Origin of the sequence: Marinobacter sp. (assembly GCF_048269445.1) — a bacterium.
Lineage (GTDB): Bacteria > Pseudomonadota > Gammaproteobacteria > Pseudomonadales > Oleiphilaceae > Marinobacter.
In genome coordinates this window covers 151819-175750 of the sequence record NZ_JBLXIQ010000008.1, presented here as the reverse complement: position 1 = coordinate 175750, position 23932 = coordinate 151819, and the positions used below count along the sequence as shown (strand labels likewise).

At 53.4% G+C, this 23932-nt stretch carries 20 protein-coding genes and 1 pseudogene; 12 read left to right on the top strand and 9 right to left on the bottom strand.

The features are described from left to right. Positions 1–10: 10 nt before the first annotated feature. From ACN0XM_RS16895 to ACN0XM_RS16875, 5 genes and pseudogenes are all read right to left on the bottom strand, one after another. On the bottom strand, positions 11–2488 hold the full coding sequence (locus tag ACN0XM_RS16895; RefSeq protein WP_417568104.1) for a cation-translocating P-type ATPase: 2478 nt from the start codon (positions 2486–2488) through the stop codon (positions 11–13). Between the two features lie 43 nt (positions 2489–2531). Beyond that, positions 2532–3182 (bottom strand): response regulator, encoded by a 651-nt coding sequence (locus tag ACN0XM_RS16890; RefSeq protein ID WP_417568103.1) that lies wholly within the window; start codon positions 3180–3182, stop codon positions 2532–2534. Positions 3183–3188: 6 nt separating this feature from the next. Then, entirely contained in the window at positions 3189–4859 is a 1671-nt protein-coding gene (locus ACN0XM_RS16885; protein WP_417568102.1) for a PAS domain-containing sensor histidine kinase, read from the bottom strand. Beyond that, positions 4856–7192: a CheR family methyltransferase gene (locus ACN0XM_RS16880; RefSeq protein WP_417568149.1), complete on the bottom strand. Its 2337-nt coding sequence runs from the start codon at positions 7190–7192 to the stop codon at positions 4856–4858. Before ACN0XM_RS16880 ends, ACN0XM_RS16885 begins: the two co-directional genes overlap by 4 nt. Before the next feature lie 3 nt (positions 7193–7195). Further along, positions 7196–7807, bottom strand: a pseudogene (locus ACN0XM_RS16875) (chemotaxis protein CheB); the annotation flags it as partial. A gap of 286 nt (positions 7808–8093) precedes the next feature. Between ACN0XM_RS16875 and ACN0XM_RS16870 the strand changes: the two are divergent. Together ACN0XM_RS16870 and fabG are read left to right on the top strand one after the other, a co-directional pair. Next, positions 8094–8648: a hypothetical protein gene (locus tag ACN0XM_RS16870; protein ID WP_417568101.1), complete on the top strand. Its 555-nt coding sequence runs from the start codon at positions 8094–8096 to the stop codon at positions 8646–8648. Positions 8649–8817: 169 nt separating this feature from the next. After that, positions 8818–9561 (top strand): 3-oxoacyl-[acyl-carrier-protein] reductase, encoded by a 744-nt coding sequence (fabG, locus tag ACN0XM_RS16865; protein WP_417568100.1) that lies wholly within the window; start codon positions 8818–8820, stop codon positions 9559–9561. Positions 9562–9696: 135 nt separating this feature from the next. Here fabG and ACN0XM_RS16860 read toward each other — a convergent pair whose 3' ends face one another. Beyond that, positions 9697–11136 carry a sigma-54 interaction domain-containing protein gene (locus ACN0XM_RS16860; protein ID WP_417568099.1) on the bottom strand — a complete coding sequence of 480 codons (1440 nt, stop codon included), beginning with the start codon at positions 11134–11136 and terminating at the stop codon, positions 9697–9699. 209 nt (positions 11137–11345) lie between these two features. Here ACN0XM_RS16860 and ACN0XM_RS16855 point away from each other — a divergent pair, with 209 nt between their 5' ends. The 8 genes from ACN0XM_RS16855 (at position 11346) to ACN0XM_RS16820 (ending at position 21267) form a co-directional block, all read left to right on the top strand. Beyond that, on the top strand, positions 11346–12893 hold the full coding sequence (locus ACN0XM_RS16855; protein WP_417568098.1) for a class I adenylate-forming enzyme family protein: 1548 nt from the start codon (positions 11346–11348) through the stop codon (positions 12891–12893). After that, positions 12886–14040 carry a thiolase domain-containing protein gene (locus tag ACN0XM_RS16850; protein ID WP_417568097.1) on the top strand — a complete coding sequence of 385 codons (1155 nt, stop codon included), beginning with the start codon at positions 12886–12888 and terminating at the stop codon, positions 14038–14040. Before ACN0XM_RS16855 ends, ACN0XM_RS16850 begins: the two co-directional genes overlap by 8 nt. A 12-nt stretch (positions 14041–14052) precedes the next feature. Then, positions 14053–14832, top strand: coding sequence for a 3-hydroxybutyrate dehydrogenase (locus tag ACN0XM_RS16845; protein ID WP_417568096.1), 780 nt, complete (start codon positions 14053–14055; stop codon positions 14830–14832). A gap of 57 nt (positions 14833–14889) precedes the next feature. Beyond that, on the top strand, positions 14890–15945 hold the full coding sequence (locus ACN0XM_RS16840; protein WP_417568095.1) for a TRAP transporter substrate-binding protein: 1056 nt from the start codon (positions 14890–14892) through the stop codon (positions 15943–15945). Between the two features lie 68 nt (positions 15946–16013). Next, positions 16014–16547 carry a TRAP transporter small permease subunit gene (locus tag ACN0XM_RS16835; RefSeq protein WP_417568094.1) on the top strand — a complete coding sequence of 178 codons (534 nt, stop codon included), beginning with the start codon at positions 16014–16016 and terminating at the stop codon, positions 16545–16547. Beyond that, positions 16537–17922 carry a TRAP transporter large permease gene (locus ACN0XM_RS16830; RefSeq protein ID WP_417568093.1) on the top strand — a complete coding sequence of 462 codons (1386 nt, stop codon included), beginning with the start codon at positions 16537–16539 and terminating at the stop codon, positions 17920–17922. The genes ACN0XM_RS16835 and ACN0XM_RS16830 overlap by 11 nt, the downstream gene beginning before the upstream one ends. Before the next feature lie 305 nt (positions 17923–18227). Beyond that, positions 18228–19193, top strand: a complete 966-nt coding sequence (locus ACN0XM_RS16825; RefSeq protein ID WP_417568092.1) for an ABC transporter substrate-binding protein — start codon at positions 18228–18230, stop codon at positions 19191–19193. A 76-nt stretch (positions 19194–19269) separates the two neighbouring features. Beyond that, positions 19270–21267 (top strand): methyl-accepting chemotaxis protein, encoded by a 1998-nt coding sequence (locus tag ACN0XM_RS16820; protein ID WP_417568091.1) that lies wholly within the window; start codon positions 19270–19272, stop codon positions 21265–21267. A gap of 33 nt (positions 21268–21300) precedes the next feature. Here ACN0XM_RS16820 and ACN0XM_RS16815 read toward each other — a convergent pair whose 3' ends face one another. The 3 genes from ACN0XM_RS16815 to ACN0XM_RS16805 all read right to left on the bottom strand — a co-directional run bounded on the left by ACN0XM_RS16815 (position 21301) and on the right by ACN0XM_RS16805 (position 22361). Then, entirely contained in the window at positions 21301–21552 is a 252-nt protein-coding gene (locus tag ACN0XM_RS16815) for a hypothetical protein (RefSeq protein WP_417568090.1), read from the bottom strand. A 234-nt stretch (positions 21553–21786) separates the two neighbouring features. Further along, positions 21787–21939: a hypothetical protein gene (locus tag ACN0XM_RS16810; protein ID WP_417568089.1), complete on the bottom strand. Its 153-nt coding sequence runs from the start codon at positions 21937–21939 to the stop codon at positions 21787–21789. A gap of 170 nt (positions 21940–22109) precedes the next feature. Then, on the bottom strand, positions 22110–22361 hold the full coding sequence (locus tag ACN0XM_RS16805) for a YdcH family protein (RefSeq protein WP_417568088.1): 252 nt from the start codon (positions 22359–22361) through the stop codon (positions 22110–22112). A gap of 178 nt (positions 22362–22539) precedes the next feature. Here ACN0XM_RS16805 and ACN0XM_RS16800 point away from each other — a divergent pair, with 178 nt between their 5' ends. Both ACN0XM_RS16800 and ACN0XM_RS16795 read left to right on the top strand, forming a co-directional pair. Then, the gene (locus ACN0XM_RS16800) at positions 22540–23508 is read left to right on the top strand and encodes a beta-ketoacyl-ACP synthase III (protein ID WP_417568087.1); all 969 of its coding nucleotides are present in this window, start codon (positions 22540–22542) and stop codon (positions 23506–23508) included. A 133-nt stretch (positions 23509–23641) separates the two neighbouring features. Continuing rightward, complete coding sequence (locus ACN0XM_RS16795; RefSeq protein ID WP_417568086.1) at positions 23642–23914, top strand: YebG family protein; 273 nt, start codon at positions 23642–23644, stop codon at positions 23912–23914. Positions 23915–23932 lie beyond the last annotated feature (18 nt).

The window sequence follows — 23932 nt, the reverse complement described above, 5'->3', positions numbered from 1 at the left end:
CACCTATTCGTCAGGTTGCATTGATCCTGGTCAAGTTCCAGTTACAACCGAGCACCGGGATGAAAACCAAGGTGGCTGCTACTGCCGCGACCAGCCAATCATCGCCATGAAGAGGTTTCATGTGAAGCAAATGGGAGAGCCAGGGTACCTGGATCATCACAACAGCAGACAGTAAACCCAATCCGGTGACAACTGACGCCATGGTTCCTTTCAACTTGCTCAGAGCCACAGTTACGACTGCGCCAGAAAGGATGAGAACAGCAATCGCCATCGCCCTCGCGTGTTCCACATCCCGTCCGGCGCCGAGGCTCCGGACATAGCTCCCGTAAATCAGCCCTGTAACAAGCGTGCCGGTGAGCACAATTCCCCACGTTTGTGTGCGGTTGAAAAACGTCAGTCTCTTCCGGGACCGCCGGTACTGGAGAACGCTGACGTCAGGCAGATATTGAAAGACCAGCAGCGCCGTGGGATGAATGATCAGTTCAAGCCACACGATATGAACAGGTAAATAGAGAATCGGATAGCCCAACAAAGGGATCAGCGCGGCAGTAAGCACCAACGGGATGTGGATCATCAGCAGGTACTGGAAACTCATTTGCAGATTTGCAAAAAGCTGGCGTCCTTCGGCGATCGCGCCAACTATGGTTCGGAAGTTGTCGTCCATCAGAACGATGGCGGCAACTTCCCTGGCGCTTCGGGTTCCCCGTTCGCCCATGGCGATTCCGACATCCGCGACCTGCAAGGCTGGCACATCGTTGACGCCATCGCCTGTCACCGCGACGACTTCTCCCAGGGACTGGAGACTGCGAACCAATGTGTGCTTCTGAGCAGGAACAGCCCGGGCGACGACATCCACCTCCGTCAGAAAGGCGCCGCTTCCCTGGGAGAGTTTCGCCTCCATTTCCTCTCCGGTGATCACCCTTGGCGGAGCCTGCCCGAGGCCGATTTCAGCAGCCAGCGCACCTGCCGTTACTGGGTGATCACCGGTCACCATGATGACTCTTATCCGGGCATTCCGACACTGTTGCAGTGCCTCCTTGACGCTTTTCCGAGCAGGATCCTCAAATGCCAGCAACCCGCCGAATCGGAGATTCCGATCCGGTTCCTTTGTTGGATCATCTCCCGGATTCCAGGTATCCCAGGCGCACGCAATAACCTTATGGCCGCCCACCGCCAGCGAGTGCACCTGTTTGAGCCAGCTTTCTTTTTCCATGGAATCGATAGAGCACATGGCCAACACCGTTTCGGGAGCGCCTTTCACAGCGACCGATGCATCGGCTCCAGTAGTGACAATAGCTACTTCACGCTTGCGGTCTTCGGTGAATGGAAAACGGGCTAATATCTTGACCGTGGAATCATGGGGAGCCACCTGCAGGACGGCGCAGTCCAACGGATCGCCCTCCTCGCTTCGGGATGCATTCGCGGCGATGGTCAGTAAGCGTTCCGACCCGATACCATCGGCGGGAAACTGGTGTGTGAGACAAAGCCTGCCCTCGGTAAGCGTCCCCGTCTTGTCAGAGCAAATTGTTGTAACCCGGCCAATGTTCTCGACAACCACCGCACGCCGGACCAGCGCTTGTCGTTTCGCCAGGCGATAGACTCCAACACCGAGGAAAAACGTCAGTACGACCGGAAACTCCTCGGGTAGGGCGGCAACCGCGAGCGTCATGGCACTGATGATTGCGTCGAGAAGCCCGTGACCCTGATACCACCGCACGATGGCCAGAACACCACAAAACGCGACTGCAATGATCAACAGCCATTGAACCAAACGGCTAACCGCCTGTTGCAAGGGCGTGCGCTCCTGACGACCGCTCAGCGCCGTTTGAACGATTTCTCCATACAGGGTGCCCGGGCCTGTGAATACTACCCTCAATTGAGCTTTGCCTGAGAGCAGCCGGGTTCCCGCAAATCCCCAGAAGCTGCCATCAATTGCCCGCTCCCCAAGGGTAACCGGATCCCGCATCAGTGCAGACTTGCGAACCGGATAGGCTTCGCCTGTCAAAGCCGACTCATCAACCTGCACTGAATCATTGACGAGGATCAGGCCGTCTGCGGGAAAGGACTCTCCGGCCTTAATTTCCACGAGATCTCCGGGGACCAGTTCAACAGCGTCCACTAGCCTCTTGCCATCTTTTCGAACCACCAGTGCACGAGAAGCTAACTGCCCACTCAAACCGGCTGTTGAGGCCTGAGTCCTTCGATGAAGATAGGAATCCATCCCCAGAAAAGGGATCAGCGCAACCAACAGCACAATGGCTTCTGTACGCTCGCCTACCAACCAGAATATGACGCTGGTAGCCAGCAGAAACCATAGCATTGGATCCTTCAGCGTATCCTGAAGCAACGCCCACAAACCTGTGGGTGGTACTTCAATGATCAGATTGGTACCAAAACGCCTTCGATTGACAATGACTTCATCTGGTGACAAACCACCAGCGCCTTGAGGCAGTGCCTGAATAAACTCAGAAGTTATGATCCTGTTCATGGTGATCCCCGATGCAATGATAGGGAAACAGCGGTTGCGACAATTAAGGGCTTGTTTTAAAGGTCCAGGCAACGGCTCGCTGGATCAGAACAGAATTTTTGGACACACCGAGTTTCTTTTTGATGTGGTCACGGTGGGAATCGACGGTTTTCGGGCTCAGGCACAGCTGATCGGCAATTTCCTTTGACGAAAACCCTTTCCCCAGGAGCGTGAACACTTCCAGTTCCCGATCCGACAGTATTTCCTCGGGTCGCTCCGGCCGCCGGTCGGCGCTATGGGTGCGGCGTTGGACGATGTGCGAAGCAACGTCCGAATGGAGGTAAATGCTGCCCCGCAGGACATCTTCTATCGCATTGATGACCTTTGACGCAGCCTGCTCTTTATTGATATAGCCGTGAGCACCGGCTCGTAAAACCCGTTCTGCGTACACCATGTCGTCATGCATTGAGGCGACGAGAATCTTGATCGAAGGCTGATAACTATGGATCCGCTTGATCAGCTGAAGCCCACTGCCCTCAGCGAGCGTGAGATCAACAATAACCAACTGTACTGCCTCCTTTTTCAGAAGCCCCATCGCTTCTGTCGCCCCTGCGGCCTCGGCGACAACCTCATACCTTTGGTCGCAGCTAATCAGATTCGCCAGGCCGGCACGAAATATCGGGTGATCGTCCACGATCATTATTTTAGCTGTCATTGCTGATTACCCGTGTATTTTATGATCTGGCGGTCGTTCCAGCCGACATACCACCTTTGTTCCGTGCGGATGGAAATTGGTTATCTTCAAATCACCTCCGACCAGGCCGCAACGATACTGCATGATGCGTAAGCCCTGACCTGAGTAACCAGCCTGTTTCGCTTTGGACACGCCTTGGCCATCGTCAATAACCTGCAATTCAATCCGGCCTTGCTTCCCAGAAAGGCTCACGACGATCTGTTTGGCCTTGGAATGTTTCCTGGCGTTATGAACGGCCTCCTGGGCAATACGAAGCAACTGGATCTCTGTTTCCCGATCCAATCCCATGACTGGCTCTGAATGGGACAGGTGAAAAATACATTCAACCCCTTCCTGCGGGGGAATAGATCTCGCCAATGCTTCCAGTGCATCAACGAGTCCGCCGTCAGAAACATCAATCGGGGCAAGATCAAAAATAATATTTCGGAGCTGTGAGATACACCTTTGCAGTTTTTCACTGAACTCCCTGAATTTGGAAGCTGCGTCCTTGTTCGTTTCAGCCATCTCTTCGGAAATAACACGCGTGTCAAGTGACATTGCCGCCAGCTCCTGGCCCAGACTGTCGTGCAGCTCCCGGCTAATTCGGCTACGCTCATCCTCGGCAATTTGCATAACCTCCCATTCCAGGTGTCTTTTCTCACGTAGGTCTCTGAAACTTACCGTAAAGTTATCTTCTTCGTCGACTCTGGCCAGAGCCATTTCCACCGGGATTCGCTCGCCACTCTTGTGCATACACAAAGACTCTCGGCGAACGTTTGGTGCTTGCCCTACGGTCTCTTCAGCACAGTCTGCCAGCGCATTCCTGAAAATCATCGCGCCAGATTCGGTGAATAATTTCAACAGGCTTGTGCCAATCAATTCATCTTCGGCATAACCGAAGATCCGGGATGTCGCCCGATTCAGGGAGTGGATCATGCCTTCCCCGTCAATGCTGACAATCGGGTCTGCAGCGGCATTGAGCACCGCCATGATCTCCTGACGGCTGGCAAGATACTGCTTCGCCCTGAGCTGAACCCGCTCTTCAAGTTCCTGATTGAGTGTGAACAACTCGGACTCGAGCCTCTTTTGGGCCGAAATATCGGTCAGGGATGCAAACCAGCTTAATTCGCCCGGATTGAGCTTTCGATCCAGTTCGCTCTCCAGAAGTACGGTCTTGGTTTCTCGGCCTTTTGTCTTGATTTTCAGCTCAGTTACCTGCCTGGTGGAGCTCTTCACCAACCCATAATGGTGCAGGTGGAGGTCGTCCTGAGAGTCCGGGGTCACAAAATCGTGGATGGGGTGACCGATAATATTCTGAACCGGAACCTCAAATAATTTCGCGCCAGCGCGATTACAGGTCAATATATCGCCTCTCGTTGAGAGGGTCAGGAAGGCAACCGGAGCTCTGTCGTAAAGCGCAGCATATCGATCCCGGGCCGCCTGCAGGTCGCGCTGTATATGCCGCAGCTCTTCATTCTGGACCTCGAGTTCAAGTTTGTGAACGCTGAGCTCTTCGACCAGGGTGTCGAGCTGCTCATGTTCTTTTCCCTCTGCAGCTCGTTGACGGCGCAGTTTTTCTTCGGCTATTTGCCGTAACTTGCTACCAGGGCCTGTAAGCTCATTGTTGGAATTATCCTCTTCACGCCCTTGTTTGTTCATCGTGCACTCACCCAAGCCAAGACCGGTTCATCCATGCCCGTAAGCAATTTTCTGATCTCAAGAGTCCGGGATTGGTTCCCCACTGCTGCATTCCCGGAAGGTTCGAGTGCCAACAGCGCCGAATCCTGAGTGCCATCAAGCACCTGCCCCAAGGGACCGAGAAAATCCTGAACCTTGAACCGCCCTTTAATGAGGTCTGCAAATGGCTTTCCTTCGACAGCGGCTCCCTCAATACCCAATACTTTAACCATAGCTTCACTGATCTGAAACACAACTCCACGAGCGTCTACCAACAGAAAGGGATGCGGCAGTTGAGACAGAAGCGTTCGAAAACGGAGTTCCGAGTTTTCCGTGTTCTTGATCTTGTCAATTTCAACAAAACTGCATATGAGGCCGTCTACGACATTTTCACGAGTGCGATAAGGCAACAGTTTCATTAGATACCAGTGCCCCTGCACCGTTTTCACCTCTTTTTCGATACCCTGCAGCGTCGACAGAACGTGTTCTGCGTCCTCGATCAAATGTTCATTTTCAAGGTATATGGCCAGCTCGTTGATGAGCCGCCCCTCATCAGAATCCCGGACTGCAACTATCTCTCTCGCTTTATCGGTGAATCGCTTGAGTTTCAGTTCGTTATCCAGATACAGAATTGCCATGGCTGTGCTGTTCAGTAAATTCGCCATATCATCATTGGCATCTGAAAGATTATTCACCTTTTCTATCAGCTCCGAGTTGATGGAGCTCAACTCCTCATACAACGATTGGGTTTCCTCTTTGGCCGTTTCCAGCTCTTCATTACTGCTTTGCAGTTCTTCGTTGGTAGACTGCAGCTCTTCATTGGCAGATCGTAGCTCCTCATTGGAGGTTTCAACCTGCTCCAGCAAGGCCTGATACGATTCCCGGGAATGCTCTAGCTCCCGCTCAAGCTGGAAAACATGTCCGGAGGGCTCGTTCTCGCCACGCTTCTCCTTCGCTTTCCTGGTAACGCTTTCCGGAGGCTGTTCGGTCCTATCACGGAAAACAATAAGAAAAAGCCCTCGCATTGCCCCCGGGGACTGGAGCTTCTCGACACTCACACTAGCGGCTCTTCCGGTCTCCCGATCAACTGTCATGACCTTCTCAATCATTTTTCCCTCGGAAGATGCAGCCGACCGGATCAGCGCCGGAAGCTCTTTCGGTATATTGCCCCGGCCCATTTCAAGAACGTTATAGCGAGGCTTGCCTTCCGCCGGTTCCAGCAGACTCCCTGCCTTACCATGAAAATAAAAAATGTCGCCTCGTTCACTGGTCACGAGAGCGGAGGGCGCATACTTCAGGGCGAGAAGCTTCCAGACATGGTGGGCGAGCTCATCGGGTTTCTGATTGCGCGAAGCTTGAACCGGAGGGGTTCCCTGTGCCAATGCGTTTGGGAGCCCCATTTCACGAAAGGCTCGCATCGGATCACGGTCGGAAAGAATGTCTGGATTCCGTTTGAATACCTTCCACTGCCCGTCAATGATTTCAAAAAGCTTGGAAGATTCACCGATGGACTCCGACGGCCCAAGTATCAGGGTTCCATCTTGTCTTAATGCCATATGAAACATGGACAACAGACTTAGCTGTGTGACCTGTTTCAGATAAATCAGGAGATTGCGGCAGGATATAAGGTCGATATGGGTAAAAGGCGGATCCTTGATAACATTGTGGGGAGCAAATACGATTTGCTCACGAATGGATTTACAGATTTTGTAATGATCGTCGGAGTATACGAAGTAACGGTTCAGCCACGTCTCTGGCACTTCGCTGATAATGCCTGCAGGGTATTCCCCCCGCCTCGCTATCGTGATCGCATCGGCGTCCAGGTCCGTGGCAAATATCTGAAAATCTCGGTTTATGCCACTTTCGCGGATAACTTCACTCAATAGAATTGCGATCGTGTAGGCCTCTTCTCCCGTGGCACAACCAGGAACCCAGACACGAAAGCTCACGCCTTCGTTGTGTTGACTAAGAAGCTTCGGGAACAGTGTGCTCCTGCAAAATTCCCACTGCTCCGGATCTCGAAAGAATCGCGTCACCCGAATAAGCATCTCACGAAACAGCAGGCCGGCCTCTGATTCATCCTGATTGAGGTAGCGAATGTAATCGGTTACGTTGTTAATGCCATGCAGGGCCATGCGCTTGGCTATGCGGCGCTGGATCGTACTGGGCTTGTATGAGGAAAAATCATTGCCGGTCCGGGCATGGAGACGACCGCAAATTCGATGAAGGTCGATGTCCGGGATGATTTCCGTGGCATCCTCTCCGAGGTCATACTCTCCTCCGTTTCTGAGGTAATTCTCAAGTGGCGGGCCCATGTCCTCGGGCCGCAGAATGAAGTCGGCAAGCCCTGTGGCAATGGCATTCTCCGGCATGCCGGTGAACTCGGCCGATGCCGGCTGCTGAACCAAAATCAGACCATCGCGCTCTTTAATGGCCTTCAACCCAAGTGCTCCGTCACTTCCTGATCCGGATAGCACAACGCCAATCATCGGCTGCTTGAACTCTTCGGCAATCTGTTGAAAGCTGAAATCAACCGGATGGTAAACCTTAACCGGCGAGTCTGCAGTTTTGGTGTCTCGAAACGCATATTTTACGGCCCGGTCCTTCCCGAAAAGCTTGAAAGCGCCGTTTTCAAGCGCCGTAAACCACTCTCCCGCAGGGTTGCTGTAAATGCAGTTTGGCTCCATTTTCATGCCGTCCGCAATTTCCAACGCCCGCCTCCCGGAGCTTCTGGCAAGCAGCTCCGGCAGAAGACTTCGTTGTTGACTTTTGTGGTGTGTGATAACCAGATAGGCACACTGAGTGTCCCCTGACACACCTCTGAAAAAAGCATTCAGCGCGTCCAGCCCACCGGCGGAAGCTCCAATCACAACAACGGGAGGCTGTTGAAGGTCTTTTTTTGGTTTGGCACTCGGTCGAGCTTTATTCATGACATCTAGTCTTCTGACTGTTATTTAAAGAAGCATAAGGGAGTTGATAATAAAGTGAATGACCCAGTCTTCACCAGCCCCCGACAATTGCCATCAAGTGCCTCTCAAATGATAGCCGGTCTTGACCTTCGGGTATGGTTTAGGGATTTCTCTTAAGCCTTATTCAAAAGGTTCCTTATATTTTCCGCCTGGATGCACGCCTATAGTTTCAACCTCATGGGTAAGAACTCCTGCAGGGTCTAAGCGGGACACCACAGGTACGATCAGACAGCCACGGAGTCAGGTTATGGTGCAAAATCAGCAGGTAAAAGCAAATCAGTCTTCCCTCCGGGGCATGGATGGCTACAATCGGACAGTGAGTCAAAGAGTGAGTTTGAAGATAGCCAATACAATAAAATACAGCTTTACCTATCTGTGCCTGGATGAACTTACACCGCCTTCAACCAGTGCTGGACAGACCTCTAGCGGGTATGACTGTTTTGCAGAGGCGACACAGCTAATCAGAAAGCTGCTCCCCCCAGAAGCTGCCCTCTACCATACCGGCAGCGGCGAATCAGTCCTCATTATGGAGGAGGATGATCAGCACTCGGCGATTCCCGTTGCCCTGAAGCTCATTAACGTGGTTCGCGCCCGTTTTCAGCTCTCGAACAGTGCCGGTGCCCGCGTGGGGTTGTCGGCCGGTATACTGATACTCTCCCCCAATCCGTCAAGGCTCAAACTGAATACCACACTGATCATTGAAACTGCCCGTCAACTTTGTCGTGAGGCTCGAGAGCTGGGCAACAATGCGCTTCAAGTATATGACATGAATTCTCATCAGGCGTCAGCATCGCCGCTTTGACGCTGCCGCAATGGACGATCTATTCCGTGGAAGCTCAAATCTTGTGTACTCATTTGGGCTCTGCTAGCTTTCAATTAGCCAGTCGTGAATTACAAGCAATAACAGCCCTACCGTAAAAACAAGACCTAAATCGCCTTCGACAAGGCTTGGATTGGCAGAGGAAAGCACCATGGAAGATCTCAGAGGTAAAACCGCCATTGTTACGGGTGCATCCCGTGGAATCGGCAAAGAAATTGCGAAACTACTCGCCAAGCGCGGCGCTGACGTGGCAATCAATTATGTATCCCGGGAAGCAGACGCCAACTCCGTGGTAAAGGAGCTTGAAGATCTGGGTGTGCGCGCCCTGGCGTTCCAGGCAGACCTCTCGCAGATGTCAGCAGGCCGTGAATTGATACGCAAGGTTCAGAACGAGTGGGGGCGAATTGACATATTGGTCAATAATGCCGGCATCACCCGCGACAAGGCCATGAAAAACCTTACCGATCAGGATTGGACGGAAGTTCTCGATACCAACCTGGGGAGTGTCTACGCGACCTGCTCAGAAGTCCTGCCGATCATGATGGAGCAGAAGTTCGGGCGCATCGTCAATATCACCTCGTTCGTGGGACAGGCAGGTAACTTTGGCCAGGCGAATTACGCGGCCAGCAAGGGCGGAATAATTGCGTTTACCAAAACCCTGGCGCTCGAGGGAGCCCGACACAACATCACAGTAAACGCCATTGCGCCGGGCTTTACCGAAACTGAAATGCTGGCCCAGGTTCCCGAAAATATTCGCCAGAAAATCATCGCCCGTGTACCTATGGGGCGCTTTGGCCGGCCTGAAGAAATTGCCAAAGCGGTCGTGTTTGTAGCTGCGGATGGAGACTACATCACTGGCCAACAGATCAATGTCAACGGCGGCGTTTATATGTAGCTGCAATAACTCCTGCTTGCTTGAGCCTTATCAGACGCGCTGTTTCCGATCCGGTTAAGTGCGTTCTGGGGGCTCAGGCTAGGCATTTCCCGATACATTTCCTTTTCAGGTTGTTAGCGGCCCGCTCCGTCTAGGTCAGACGCCAAGCCGCCGCATTTTTTCATACAAAGACGCGCGCGATATCCCCAGCACTTCTGCGGCCTGTTTTCTGTTGCCATTGGTTCCTGCGATAGCCTGCCGCAGAATCGTCCGCTCAGCGGCGGCCATCTGATCCTGCAGCGGCACCTTTACCTGATAATCCGGCACCCGTTGCGTTTCTGAACGCCGGTCCTCTTGTGCTCCCACGGAATTGCCTTGCAGGTCGACACCTATCAACTCCCGAATCAGGTCAGCGCCTATCTCGGGGTTGTTATCTGAGAGAATGATCGCACGCTCCAGCACGTTCCGGAGTTCGCGTACATTTCCAGGCCAGATATGCATGCGCAGCACCCCGAGGGCTTCAGGCGTCAGGAAATACAGCTGAAGGTTCAACTTGCTCGTGAGTTCGTCAAGAATTCGCTCCGCGATCAGGTCGATGTCCTCCAGGCGGTCCCTCAACGCCGGCAAATGGATAGGCATCCCGTTGAGTCGGTAGAAAAGGTCGGCCCGGAACTGGCCATCCCGTATCATCCCCTGCAAGTCCCGGCTGGTGGCTGCGACGATTCGGACATTGGCCTTCTGGACTTTGTTCGAGCCAACCGCTTCGAACTCCTGATCCTGCAATACACGAAGCAACTTGCTTTGCACGTTCGCTGGCATATCGCCTATTTCATCAAGAAACAGGGTTCCGCCTCTTGCCAGTGCAAGCTTCCCGTCTCTTCCCGCTTTGCTTGCCCCGGTGTACGCGCCAGGAGCAACCCCGAAAAACTCAGCTTCAATAAGGTTTTCCGGAACCGCGGAAACGTTCAGGGAGACAAAAGGCTTGTGGGATCGATGGGAAAGCTGGTGAATGGCATGGGCAAAGAGCTCCTTGCCAGTACCTGTTTCGCCGGTGAGCAAGACGGAAATATCGAACCTGGCGACCTGTCTGAGTTTCTGTTTCAGCCCCTGTAACTCCCGACTGCGTCCTACGATATGGGAGAGACGATATTTACTGCGCCGCTCCAGATCCAACTGGCTTGTAACGCTGTCCAGCTCTTTCTGCAACTTGTTGTATTTATTGGCCAGCTTGCCAAGACTGGTGTTGTCCGCCATGGCAACAAAGCCAAACCCCCCAACGATGTCACCGGTCTCGTTCTGCAGAGGCAATGCGCTGACGATGACCCACTGCTCACGTACGTAGAGCAGGTCGAGGAAAACCGGTTTGCCGGTATCAACGACACGCGGCATGAAACTGTTAGTCACGTGGCGGGTGATGGGCTCGCCCAGAGGTTCATAATCGAGCCCCAGGAACCGCAGGTAACCTTCGCTGATCCAAGTGATTTTGTGATCTGTGTCGACAGCAATGGCATGCTCATAGAACGTGCCGAACGACTCGGCCAGCATTTGCACTGCACTCTCTCTCACCCCTTCGGGGGGCGAATTTAATTTGGTCACCTCTACCTCTCTCGAAACTCACCGGTCACTAGCATGTTCAGAATCTTAGACAAAACATGTCTTATTTACTAGACACCCATGTCCAGTTTACTTAACACGAAATTGAAAGAATATATTCGAATGGTTCTAAAACAATGCCTTAGGATAATGGCACGGTTGTTGATGAGTCATCTTATACAACGATAAATATATGACTGGTTTACAACACTATGAATATTGCCAAGACCCTGCAGGAATCGGTAGTGCGATATGCGGATCTCGCTGCCCTCACAGACGCGCATGGCGTCACCGTTACTTATTCAGAATTCCATAACCGTGTTCAGCGCCTGGCTGGCTGGTTCCAGTCCGAAATGGGCCTCGAGCCTGGTGCCCGGGTCGCGATTTTCATGGAAAACCGGATGGCCTATCCGGAGATCATGCTGGCCGTGTGGTATGCCGGTCTGGTGGTCGTTCCTGTCAATGCCAAGCTCCACATCCGGGAATTCCTTGATATCGCGGAGAGAAGCGATACCAGCGTCGCCTTCGTGAGCAACAAAGCCGCTGCCAGCATCGCTGAATCAGACGACCTGCCCTCTTGCGCCGTCATCAACGTGGATGAACCGAAATATCAGGCTTGCCTTAATGGCAAGCCAGGCAACCTTGTTGAACGCAAACCGGATGATCTCGCCTGGCTGTTCTACACCAGCGGAACCACAGGCAAGCCTAAAGGCGCCATGCAGTCCCACCGCAACCTTTACGCCATGCTGGACGGTTTTCTGAACCGGGTTAAGAACGTTCAGCCCGGCCAGGGTGTCTATCATGGCGCGCCTATGTCTCACGGCAGCGGCTATTACATACTTCCGTTTCTCGCCAACGGCGGGTGTCAGATCATCCCTCCTTCCGGTGGTTTTAGTGTCGAGGAGCTTTGCTCCATTCTCGCCAAATACGACTCGGTTTCGTTTTTTGCGGCCCCGACGATGGTCAAACGGCTGCTGGACCGCCCCAATCTGCTCACGGAATCTGCCATCGCCGGCCTTGACTGCATTATTTATGGCGGTGGCCCAATGTATCTCCATGATCTGGAGCGCGCCCATACGGTGCTGGGTTACAAGCTGGTTCAGATCTATGGCCAGGGCGAGTGCCCGATGACTATTACTGTGCTGGATGAGACTCATCATCGGGATACGGAACACCCACGCTACCGCAGGCGATTGTCATCAGCCGGTCAAGCTCACGCGGGCATTGAGCTGCGCATTGCAGATAGCACTGGCAAGGAACTACCAACGGGAGAAACCGGCGAAATCCTGGTCCGCGGCGACGCCGTGATGCTGGGGTACTGGAATAATCCTGATGCTACCGCGAAAACTCTCACCGAGGATGGCTGGCTCCATACGGGCGACGTGGGTCACCGGGATAACGATGGCCTTCTCTACCTCACCGACCGATCCAAAGACGTCATTATCAGCGGTGGTACCAACATCTATCCACGCGAAGTGGAGGAGGTTCTGCTTCAGCATCCAGATGTCCGGGAAGTTTCCGTGATTGGCGCGCCGGATGCCGATTGGGGAGAGCGTGTGGTCGCCTGCGTGTCCACTAAAGATGGCCAGCCCTGCCCACCCGAAACACTCACTCAGTTCTGCGAGGGTCATCTCGCCCGCTTCAAACTTCCAAAAGAATACCGATTCTTCGAAGAGCTACCTAAGAACGCAACCGGGAAGATTCTGAAAACCGCCCTTCGGGACGGGGTTGGAGAGATTGGAGGAGACCGCCATGTATGAAGCCGTTATCTCCGGCATCGGCCACACGCCGTTCCGGGCCCACGAGGACTCCCTTGAAGAACTCTTAACGGCCGCGGTTCGCGAAGCCCTGAACGATTCAGAGATTCCCGCTTCGGAAATCGACGAAGTATTTCTCGGCCATTTTGGCGCCGGCATGGATCCTCAGGGATTTATCTCCTCGCTGGTGTTGAACGCTGATCCGGCTTTCCACCTGAAGCCGGTGCACCGACTGGAAAATGCGTGCGCCAGCGGGTCGGCGGCAGTTCATGCCGGCGTCCGTGCGGTCATTTCTGGCCAAAGCCGCTGTGTTCTTGTTGCGGGTGTCGAAAAAATGAGTGCCTGTAATCAGGTTGGGCAAGCGCTGGCCACGGCCAGCTACCAGTCAGAAGAAGCTCGCTACGAGTCGTTTGCGGCTCTTTTTGGCGAAATCACGGAGCAGTATTTTGAGCGCTTCGGCAACCACGAACGGGCAATGGCTCAGATAGCGGCCAAGAACCATCGCAATGGCCTGGACAACCCCCTCGCGCAGCTCCGGAAGGATCTCTCCGTGGACTTCTGTGGTCAGGTCTCGGAAAAGAACCCCAGAGTTGCCGGAACTCTGAAGCGTACCGATTGCTCTCCAGTTTCCGACGGCGCCGCAGCGCTGATCATAAGCCGTCCCGAGTGGGTCCATTCCCCTTCACGTGCTGTTCGCTTCCGTGCCATTGCCCAGGTGAACGATTACCTGCCTCTTTCAAAGCGGGATCTCTCGGAGCTTAGGGGTTGCCGTGAAGCATGGAATCTGGCGTTTCGGCGAGCAGAACTGTCCGGGGTCACGAACCTGGATTTCGTCGAAACCCATGACTGCTTCACCATCGCTGAGCTGATGCAATACGAAGCCATGGGCCTAACAGAACCCGGCCAGGGATTCCGGGCTCTGGACGAAGGTTGGGTGATGGCAGACGGGCGCTTGCCGGTCAACCGTTCAGGAGGCCTGAAAGCCAAAGGCCACCCCATTGGTGCAACCGGCGTTTCCATGCATGCAATGGCGGCACTGCAACTCCAGGGCCGGGCCAACGCCATGCAGCTGAACAACGCCTCAATCGGTGGGGTTTTCAATATGGGCGGCTCCGGCGTCGCCAACTACGTGAGCATCCTGAGTCTGTAAGGAGCAACAACAATGAATAACGACAACATACTAATCACCGGCTCCACCAGTGGTATCGGCCTCGCGACCGCCCGGGTGCTGGCGGCTCAGGGGTTCAACCTGATGCTTAACGGTTTGGAGTCTGAAGCCGAAGGCTCTGCGCTGGCTGATGGGCTCAAGAGAGAGTTCGGGGTAGTCGCGTCCTATTACCAGGCCGATCTGGCCAACACGGATCAGCTTTACAAGCTGATTGAAAAAGCGGAGACCGACCTGGGCCCCATTGGCGTTCTTATAAACAATGCCGGCATTCAGTACACAGCAACGCTGGCCGAGTTTCCTCCCGAAAAATGGGACGCAATCATCGCGATTAACCTGTCAGCGGCGTTCCACACCATGCAACGCTTGATGCCCGCCATGAAAGAAGCAGGCTGGGGTCGGGTTATCAATATTGCCTCGGTGCACGGTATTGTCGCCTCTCCCCAAAAGGCTGCGTACTGCGCCGCAAAGCACGGATTGATTGGGCTTTCCAAAGTCGCTGCGCTCGAGTACGCGGAGCATGGCGTTACCGTGAACTGCATTTGTCCAGGCTGGACCGACACCCCCATTCTGAATCATCAGTTCAATGAATATGCCAAGGCCCATGGGGTCAGTTTTGAAGAGGCGAAGTCCGGGCTGATACAAACCAAGGCGCCCTACCCTGAACTCATCAACCCTGAAGCCATTGGCAAGATGATCCAGTTTCTGATTTCCGACAGTGCAGATGCCATCACCGGAACCTCTCTTCCGATTGATGGTGGCTGGACTGCCCAGTAGTGCACCAACCGGAATGTTCCGGACATTTACCAAAAACAAGAACCCGAGGTATTTCTCATGACAAAACTGAAAACACTCTCAAAGGCAATCATGGTCACCGGAGCGGTGGCCCTGTCCGCCCCGGCAATATCGGCTGACCGTCTTCTGCTGAAAACCCCGGTAGCATTCAGCACCAGCCTGCCAGCGCTGGGCACAACCATTACCTGGGTATCCGAGCGGCTGAGTGAAATCAGCGACGGCAATGTGAAGATGAAGCTTTACGAGCCAAACAAGCTGGTAAGCCCCTTTGAAATCCTGGATGCGGTTTCCACGGGTAAAGTGAACTCCGGTTATGCGCTGCCAATCTATTGGCAGGGAAAAATCCCGGCTGCGCCGCTGTTCTCGGCCGTACCCTTTGGCCCCGAAGCGCCGGAATATATGGCCTGGATTTACAAGGGTAACGGCCTTGAGCTGTACCAGGAAATGTATGACAGCCACGGTTACAACGTGAAGGTGCTTCCCTGCGCCATCGTTTCCCCGGAAACCTCAGGATGGTTTTCCAAACCAATCAATTCGCCGCAAGATCTGGAAGGCCTTAACATACGCTTCGCCGGCCTCGGTGGCGCCGTTCTGGAAAAACTGGGCGCTAATGCATTGCAGATTCCGGGGGGTGAAATCTTCGGTGCTCTTGAGAAAGGCGCCATTGATGCCACTGAATTCTCCCAGCCCGCCATCGACGAACTACTCGGCTTCCGGAAAATAGCGAAATACAACTACTTCCCGGGATGGCACCAGCAGGCAACCATCTTTGAGCTACTGATTAACAAAGACACATGGAACGACATGTCGAAGAGCCATCAGGCGATGCTCGAAACCACCTGTATGGCGTCTATGACCAATTCTGTGGCTGAAGGTGAAGCCATGCAGTTCCCGGTTATGGCCAAGGCGAAGGAAAACGGCGTGGAAATCCGCTACTGGAACGATGAAATGCTGACCGCCTTCCGCGACGCCTGGGACGAAGTGGTCGCTGAAGAACAGGCCAAAGACCCATTTTTCAAGAAAGTCTGGGCGGACATGAGTGAATTCCGCAAAGGCTACGAGCTCTGGGAAGACAACGGCTTTCTGCCGCGCTGATCTGACCAACTTCGAAACCAGCCGGGCGAAATGCCCGGCTTACCTTCCTCCGAGCATTTGTGATTGCCATGAACGCTGACATTAAAGCTGTGCCGCTCTGTGACCGGATCGATTCGGTGTTATACCGGATTGGCTACGTTATGGGGTGGTCTTATGTATTGCTGGTTCTGGTCATTATTCTCCAGATCACCCTGCGAAAGGGCTTCAGTGGCGGGTCCATTGCACTGGAAGAACTCCAGTGGCATTTGTACGCCGTTGCCATGATGTTCGGTCTCACCGCCGCCCAGGTCAAAGACAGCCATGTTCGGGTCGACCTGTTCTATTCCCGCTTTTCACCGCACACCCGGTATCTGATCGAGGTTATCGGGATTTGTGTGTTGCTGATGCCATTTCTGGTCGTCGTATTCTTGAACAGCCTGGATTACGTCTGGGAATCCTGGCGGGTTGGCGAGCGTTCTGACGCCAGCGCAGGCCTGCCCTACCGCTGGCTGATTAAAGCGGTCATTCCTGCGTCGTTCGGTTTGCTGATTCTGGCGGCACTATCCCGCCTGGTTAGAGACTTCGTACTGTTGACCAGCCGTGGAGTATCCGATGGACGCTAATACCATTCTTGTGATGGCCATGTTCATCACCTTTATTCTTCTGCTATTCACCGGTTTTCCTATTGCTTGGGTTCTCGGCGGTATTGGCGTGCTGTTCGCCTTTATAGGCCAGCTATCAGACAGCTATTTTGGCACCTGGACCGGCCTGGACTACACCACGCTGGGCCTGGTCGTGAACAGAATCTGGGACATCATGGATAACTGGATTCTGGTGGCGCTGCCCATGTTCATTTTCATGGGCGTGATGCTCGACAAATCCAACATAGCGGAAAAGCTGATGCAATCCATGCAGGAGCTGTTTGGCCAGGTCCGTGGCGGACTGGCCATTACCGTAACAGCCATTGGCATCATTCTGGCTGCCTCTACAGGCATCATTGGCGCCTCCGTGGTGCTTCTGGCAATGATGTCACTCCCTGCCATGCGCGCACAGAACTACAACCAGCCATTTGCCCTGGGCACTGTCGCGGCTGCAGGCACCCTGGGCATCCTGATCCCGCCTTCCATCATGCTGGTAATCATGGCGGACCAGCTTGCCCTTTCTGTGGGTGACCTGTTCATGGCAGCGGTGTTTCCCGGGCTATTGCTCGGCGCCCTTTATATGGTCTACATCCTCGCTTCGAGCTGGTTTCGGCCTGGTCAGGCGCCATTACCGGAACAGGCTGAGCCGGTCAGTTTTTCGATCGCTCTGAAAGTACTCAAGGCAACCGCCCCAACGATTCTGCTGATCGTGGTGGTCCTCGGTTCCATCTTTGCAGGCTTTGCCACGCCAACCGAAGCCTCCGGCGTGGGCGCCCTTGGCGCAACTGTGCTGGCCGCACTCAATCGCAGGCTAAACTGGGGCGTGCTCATGGATGTGGTCGCTAAAACAACAAACACCACGGCCTATATCTTTGCGATTTTTATCGGTGCAACCTGTTTTTCTCTGGTACTGCGCGAGTTGGGCGGCGATCAACTGATCGAATCGTTCCTTACGGGTATGCCTTTCGGCGACTACGGCACTGTGTTTTTCATTCTGGCCGTGATTTTCCTCCTTGGCTTCTTTCTGGACTGGATTGAAATCACTCTGATCGTTCTACCGTTGCTTGCACCAGTGGTTAACGCTCTTGATCTTAACATCACCGGCCCCGACACCATTGATAACGTGAAAATGGTCTGGTTCGTCATGCTCGTGGCAATGACATTGCAAACGTCTTTTCTGACACCACCGGTTGGTTTCGCCCTGTTTTATCTGAAAGGGGTATGCCCCCCGGATGTGAAAATCACCGACATCTATCGCGGCGTTCTGCCATTTATCGCTTTGCAGCTTATTGCACTGGCAGCTTTGATCCTGTTCCCCGTCATCGTTACCTGGCTACCGTCAGTGGTTTATGAGTAGAAAGAAGTCAGGTCAGCCAGTATCCAAAAGAACATATGTCTGCAAACCCGGACGGGAATGTCCGGGAAGTCTGACAGTTCTGAAGCGGTTTGCTCCCGAGCTGTCCTAATTCCGGGACACTTGCTGCAAAAGACTGAAACAAAAAACTCGGAAGAATAGAAAAGCGCTATAAAACAGTATCCTATGTTCTTGGCACGGTTTCTGTATAGGAAATAGTCACAGTAATAACTATAAAAACTGCCTGAAAAACAACTCGTTAAGAATGCTGTTTTTCACCTTTGCTCGGATAATAATAAGGAATAACTATGCGTCTTCTCCTTCTGGCTCTTTTGCTGGTAAGCCCTCTTTGTTTCAGTAAAACCGTTGTTATCATCCAAAGCTATAACATCGAGTACAAATGGGATGCGGATTACATCGCTGCCGTTCAGTCCGTCCTTGGCGACGATCATGACATTCACGTTCTTGAGCTTGACACCAAACGCCTGCCCAAGGCGCAGTGGCCTCAGAAAGTCGAAACCACACAACAAGCCATTGCGAAAATAAATCCGGACGTCGCCATTCTGGGTGATGACAACGCCTTTTCATTAATGGCCGCACATCTGGTTGAAAAGAATATTCCCGTTGTCTTCCTCGGTGTTAACGGCGGTGTCGCGCAGCACCCTGTTCTCGGACATCCCCTGGTCACCGGCATACTGGAACGGCCTTTTTTCGCGGAAAGTATCCGCCATCTGAGGAAAGTACTCAGTCAGAAAGAGCATTTTCTGGTGTTGATGGACGATTCACCAACCATGCGCAATGCCGTCAATGAATACTTCGGTGACAAAAGACAAGCCACCCTTTTTGGCTCGCAACTGGATATTGTGCTTACCAACGACAAGGACACCTGGTTGCAAAGCGTTTTCAATGCGCACGAAACCTACGATGCCATAGTGGTGGGCACTCACCACACCATTCGCGACAAGGCGAATAACTACACCACGCCAAAAGAACTAATGACCGAGGCATTTACCCGCACCCGGATTCCGATCTTTTCATTTTGGGATATTTTCATCGGCGAGGAACAAAGCATCGGGGGATTCACTATTTCCGCTCACCAGGAGGGCCTTACCGCGGCCCGCCTCGCCTCCCTGATCCTGAACGGAGTCAAGCCCAACCGCATACCCCAGCTCAAGTCCCTGAGTGGCCACTACGTGTACAGCGAAAGTGGATTGAAACACTGGAACCTGGATTTATCGCCACTGATCGCCAGCCAGGCGAACTTTGTTGACTAAATCGCGACGTTTTACTCCAGACAATCCACGCTCGGTCGTTAACTGAACTATTGGGCACTTTCGAAGAGGTTGTACAGTGACTGCCACCATTTTTGAATCTATTGAGCGTCGGCTCGGCGTGCGCGGCAAACTGCTGATCGCACCGGTGTTTATCCTGCTGCTGTTTGCGCTTGTCACCTTTTACAGTGTTCGCGAGTTCCGGAGCCTGGATAGTCGAATGGGCACGGTCGCCAGAGACCTGGCTCCGGAAACGGCAGTTGCCACAGGTGTTCTCATCAACCTTTACCGATTGAGACTTTGGGTTTTCGACTATTACGCCACCGGTAACCAGGAACTCCTGTCCCGTCTTGACCAGCTCGAGTCCGAATTTCTCAACGATTTAGCAGACGCTCAGGCAAACATCCAGGCCCCGGAACGCACCCGGCTGGTCAAGGAAATCGAGCAGGCCACTTCCCGGTACGTTAGCATCTTCAAAGAAGAGCTGGTGCCCGCCAAACAGCAGGTACAGCGAATTGTTGCCGAGGAACTGGACCAATACGGCCCGGCTGCCTCCGAAGCCTTACGCAGAGCCATAGACGGCATCACAAACCGGGAGCCGGACAGTCCGCTCCGGGTCGCGCTTGAGCAGATGATCCACGACACGCTCCTGATGCGAATGGCAACCCAGCGATATTTTGCCGATGGCACGGAAAACTCCGAGAAAGCGTTGAGTTATGCCATGGAGGATGTATCAATTGCCCTGTCCTTTCTTGATATGGATGCAGTGCCCGATTTCATTCGCCAATACCTCGATACGGCCATTGAAGCGCTGGAAAAATATCAGGCCTCAGTGAACGATCTCCTGCTTCATCAAAGCACCATGAACAGAATAAAAACAGAACAACTGGATGTTCTGGGTCCCGAAATCACGCAACTGGCCAGGGACCTGGAGCAAAAGGTCTTTGTTGCGCTGGAAGCCGTGGCAGATCAGGCAGAATCAGAAACCGACACTGCCCTTCGCTTTACCTTGCTTGCCTTCACAACCTCTGTGGTGCTGGGGCTGGTGGTTGCCTTCCTCTTTAGCCGGATTATGGCCGCTGGCGTGAAACGCGCTCGCGCGGAAATTCTCGGATACCTGGAAGACATTGGCAACAGTCGAGGCAACGTCTCAACCCGGCTCACCAAAGGCCGGCCTGATGAAATCGGGGATTTCATTTCAGCCGTCAATTCGTTTCTCGCGACCCTCGAGGAAATAATCTCAAAGATCGCCACGGCATCCCGCGGGTTAACCAACGAATCCGAGTCCCTGTCCGGCATTACCGACAGGACGACGACGAATTCCGAGCAGCAAAGAGATCAGATTACCCAGGTATCAGCGGCGATGCAGGAAATGGTGTCCACATCCGATGAAATTGCTTCCAATACCAACGATACGGATGAATCTGCCCGGCAGGCAGCGAAACTGGTCGATACCGGTCAGGCAACCGTGACCAATGCCATTCAGTCGGTAACCCGGCTTGCGGAACAGGTTCAAGAGGGCTCCACACGCATTCAACGTCTGGAACAGGAATCCGGTGAAATTGGTGGGGTTCTCGAAGTGATACAGAGCATCGCAGGGCAAACCAACCTCCTGGCCCTTAACGCCGCCATTGAAGCCGCCCGGGCGGGTGAAGCCGGACGGGGATTTGCCGTGGTTGCAGACGAAGTGCGCGGCCTCGCCAAGCGGGTTCAGGATTCCACGGTCGATATTGAGCGGATTGTATCGAATCTCCAGAGCGGTGCCGCGGGGGCCGTGGTTGATATGAGCAAGGCCAGACAGATGGCTGAGGAGGCCAGCGAAGAAGCCGGCAAGTCCGGGACGGCGCTGTCGGACATTCTGGCAGCAGTAAACCGCATTGTGGACATGACGACACAGATTGCCAGTGCCACCGAGCAACAACGGGCGACCGCCGCTGAAATGACTCAGAACGTTGAAGCCAGTAGTGGTGCCATCGATGAACTGACTGGCGACATTTCCCACGTCAATCACTCAAGCAAGGCACTTGCCGGTATGGCCGAAGAGATGGACAGCCTGGTTCGCCGGTTCCAGGTTTGATTTCTTTGGTGGGATGGCTGGCTGATGTGAGCGTCAGCTCTGCAGCCGGTCCTTGAAAACCTTCCAGTCGACTACGTTGCCATCCGAGTCGAAATGAACGTAGCCGCGGAAACTGGGGTCTTCTTCCCAGGCCTTCACGAAGCCTACGGTTTCACCTGCGTCGGAAACGATTTCAAACGCCTCGCTCCGGGCAACTGCAATTTCGCTATCAGGGACAATCTCAGAACGTTTGAGGGTAACGGAAGAGTCTAAAGGTAAGGTGCTTTTCAGGAATTCCTGGATCATCGTCGAGCTCTCCTTTCAGGGTGAACCGTTGGGGTTCTGGAGGTAGCCAAACTATAGACTGAACCGCTCATGGAAAATACAGATTCAGATCAACTTTCTTATACTTTTTCGAGATAAAAACACTTTAAGAACAATGGCATATTTCATTTTTGTGACATTGCGTAAACCCTGAACTGGTGATTTTCTCACCAGTTCAGCAAGTTACCGGTGTAATTGCCGGTCAGTTCTTCCGGATCAATATTTCCAGAAAGGTGTACTCAGTTTCTGTTCAACCATTTCGGGGGAAAACCCGACGTCGTTCAGCAAATGACGATCCATAGTCATAACCAGGTGAATGAAGTTACGCTTCATCCGCCAGCCTTTATAAAGAGAAGCTGCTCTTTTCATTTCTATACTCCTGAGTCAACGCAAAATGTCGGTCGTTCAAAACCGGGACCTTGTTTAAGTAGGATCCTATTTTAGAGTTGACGAGGAGTTATCTAAATACTTGGAAACCCGTACACACGCGGTCTCTCAGCATTTTTCCGTGAAATTCAGGTTACACCTTCATTGTGTATTTATGATGACTTACCGTTTGAAACCAGCGTCTGGTAAAGAGCATCTTTTAGCTGGGCGCGCTTCTGTTTCATGCGGTGCAGTTTGTCGTCACTGATGGGCGAATCCCTCTTTTCCAGCCCCTCTATTTCCTGATCCAGCTCAGCGTATTCCCGGAATTTTTCATCAAACCTCGGGTCGCTGGTCTTTAGCTCGTCAATAAGGTCGCTGTACTGGGGAAATTCTTTGTGAAGCTCATGGCTGGAAATGCCCATCGTCTTGCTCTCCTCTTCTGTGCAGAGTTATGCATCGTGTCGATCAAAGCTGATCACATTCAGCATAGACGAGCCTGCCAGTTTCTGGGCTTCTTTGACAAATCGCTAATTACGCACGACGTTGCATGGGTATAGCATGGAAGGACGTTAATCCAGTTACGCCTCGGGACACTCGCGAATGACCTTTGCACGAATTACCGGCACCGGCTCTTACCTGCCAGACAATATCGTTACCAATAAAGACCTTGAGAAGATGGTCGATACAACAGACCAGTGGATTCGCGAGCGTACAGGGATCGAACAACGGCACATTGCCATTGAGGGCCAGACCACGGTCGACCTCGCCGAGCAGGCCGCGCGGAACGCCATTGAAGCCGCTGGAATCGACGCTCAAGACATTGATCTGATTGTGTTCGCCACCTCAACGCCTGACAAAATATTTCCCAGCTGCGCCTGTATTCTTCAGGCCCGGCTTGGAATCCATGGCTGCCCGGCTTTCGATATTCAGGCCGTCTGCAGCGGTTTTGTCTATGCGCTGGCAACCGCTGAGAAGTTCATTAAAACCGGCAGCAGCAAAAAGGCGCTGGTCATCGGTGCCGAGGTGTTCTCCCGCATCATCAACTGGGAAGATCGTGGCACCTGTGTGCTCTTCGGGGACGGTGCCGGCGCGGTGATCCTGGAAGCCGACGAGGAAACCGGCATTCTCTCCACACATATCCATGCCGACGGCCAATATGAAGAGTTACTTCATGTGCCCTGCGGCATTGCGCATGGTTATGACCAGGTCAAAGCCGGGCGCGCGTTTGTGGAAATGAAGGGCAACGAAGTGTTCAAGGTGGCGGTGAACACCCTCGGTAAGATCGTTGACGAAACCCTCGAAGCCAACAAGATGCAAAAATCGGATATTGACTGGCTGGTGCCCCACCAGGCCAACCTGCGAATCATCTCGGCCACTGCCAGAAAACTGAACATGTCCATGGATCAGGTGGTGGTGACTGTCGGCCAGCATGGCAACACCTCTGCCGCTTCGATCCCCCTCGCTCTGGATGTCGCCGTGCGCGATGGACGAATCAAGCGCAATGAAGTGATCCTGCTGGAGGCCTTCGGTGGTGGATTCACCTGGGGTTCGGCACTGCTGAGATACTGATTTCCCCTTCCCGTACCCTGCCGTTCCGGGCTTCAGCAACCGCTGAAGCCCGATCGCCATTGTGTTGACTGCCCCCTGTCGGATAGACTGTGTTTTTATACAGTACTAATAACGCTCACTGCGAGGAATGACCATGGCAGTACAAGCAGTCTACTTTTCCGATAGGGACGGCCTGGATATGGCACTGAAACATCCTGATACGATGCTGTTCACCTCAAAAGCCGAAGCCGATGCCCGGGACAAGGTTCTGGAGCTGGCCGAAGAGATTCAGGTATTTCTCAGCCGTAAGGTTGAGGGCCTTGGCGATGACCTGGCTGAACGCTGCGCCATGGCCATCGCTGAAGAAAAGGATCTGTTTCAGAAATCGCTCAAAAAGCCCGATCTGCTTAACGCGGAGCAGGAATAAGAGCCAGGGGCGGCCGGT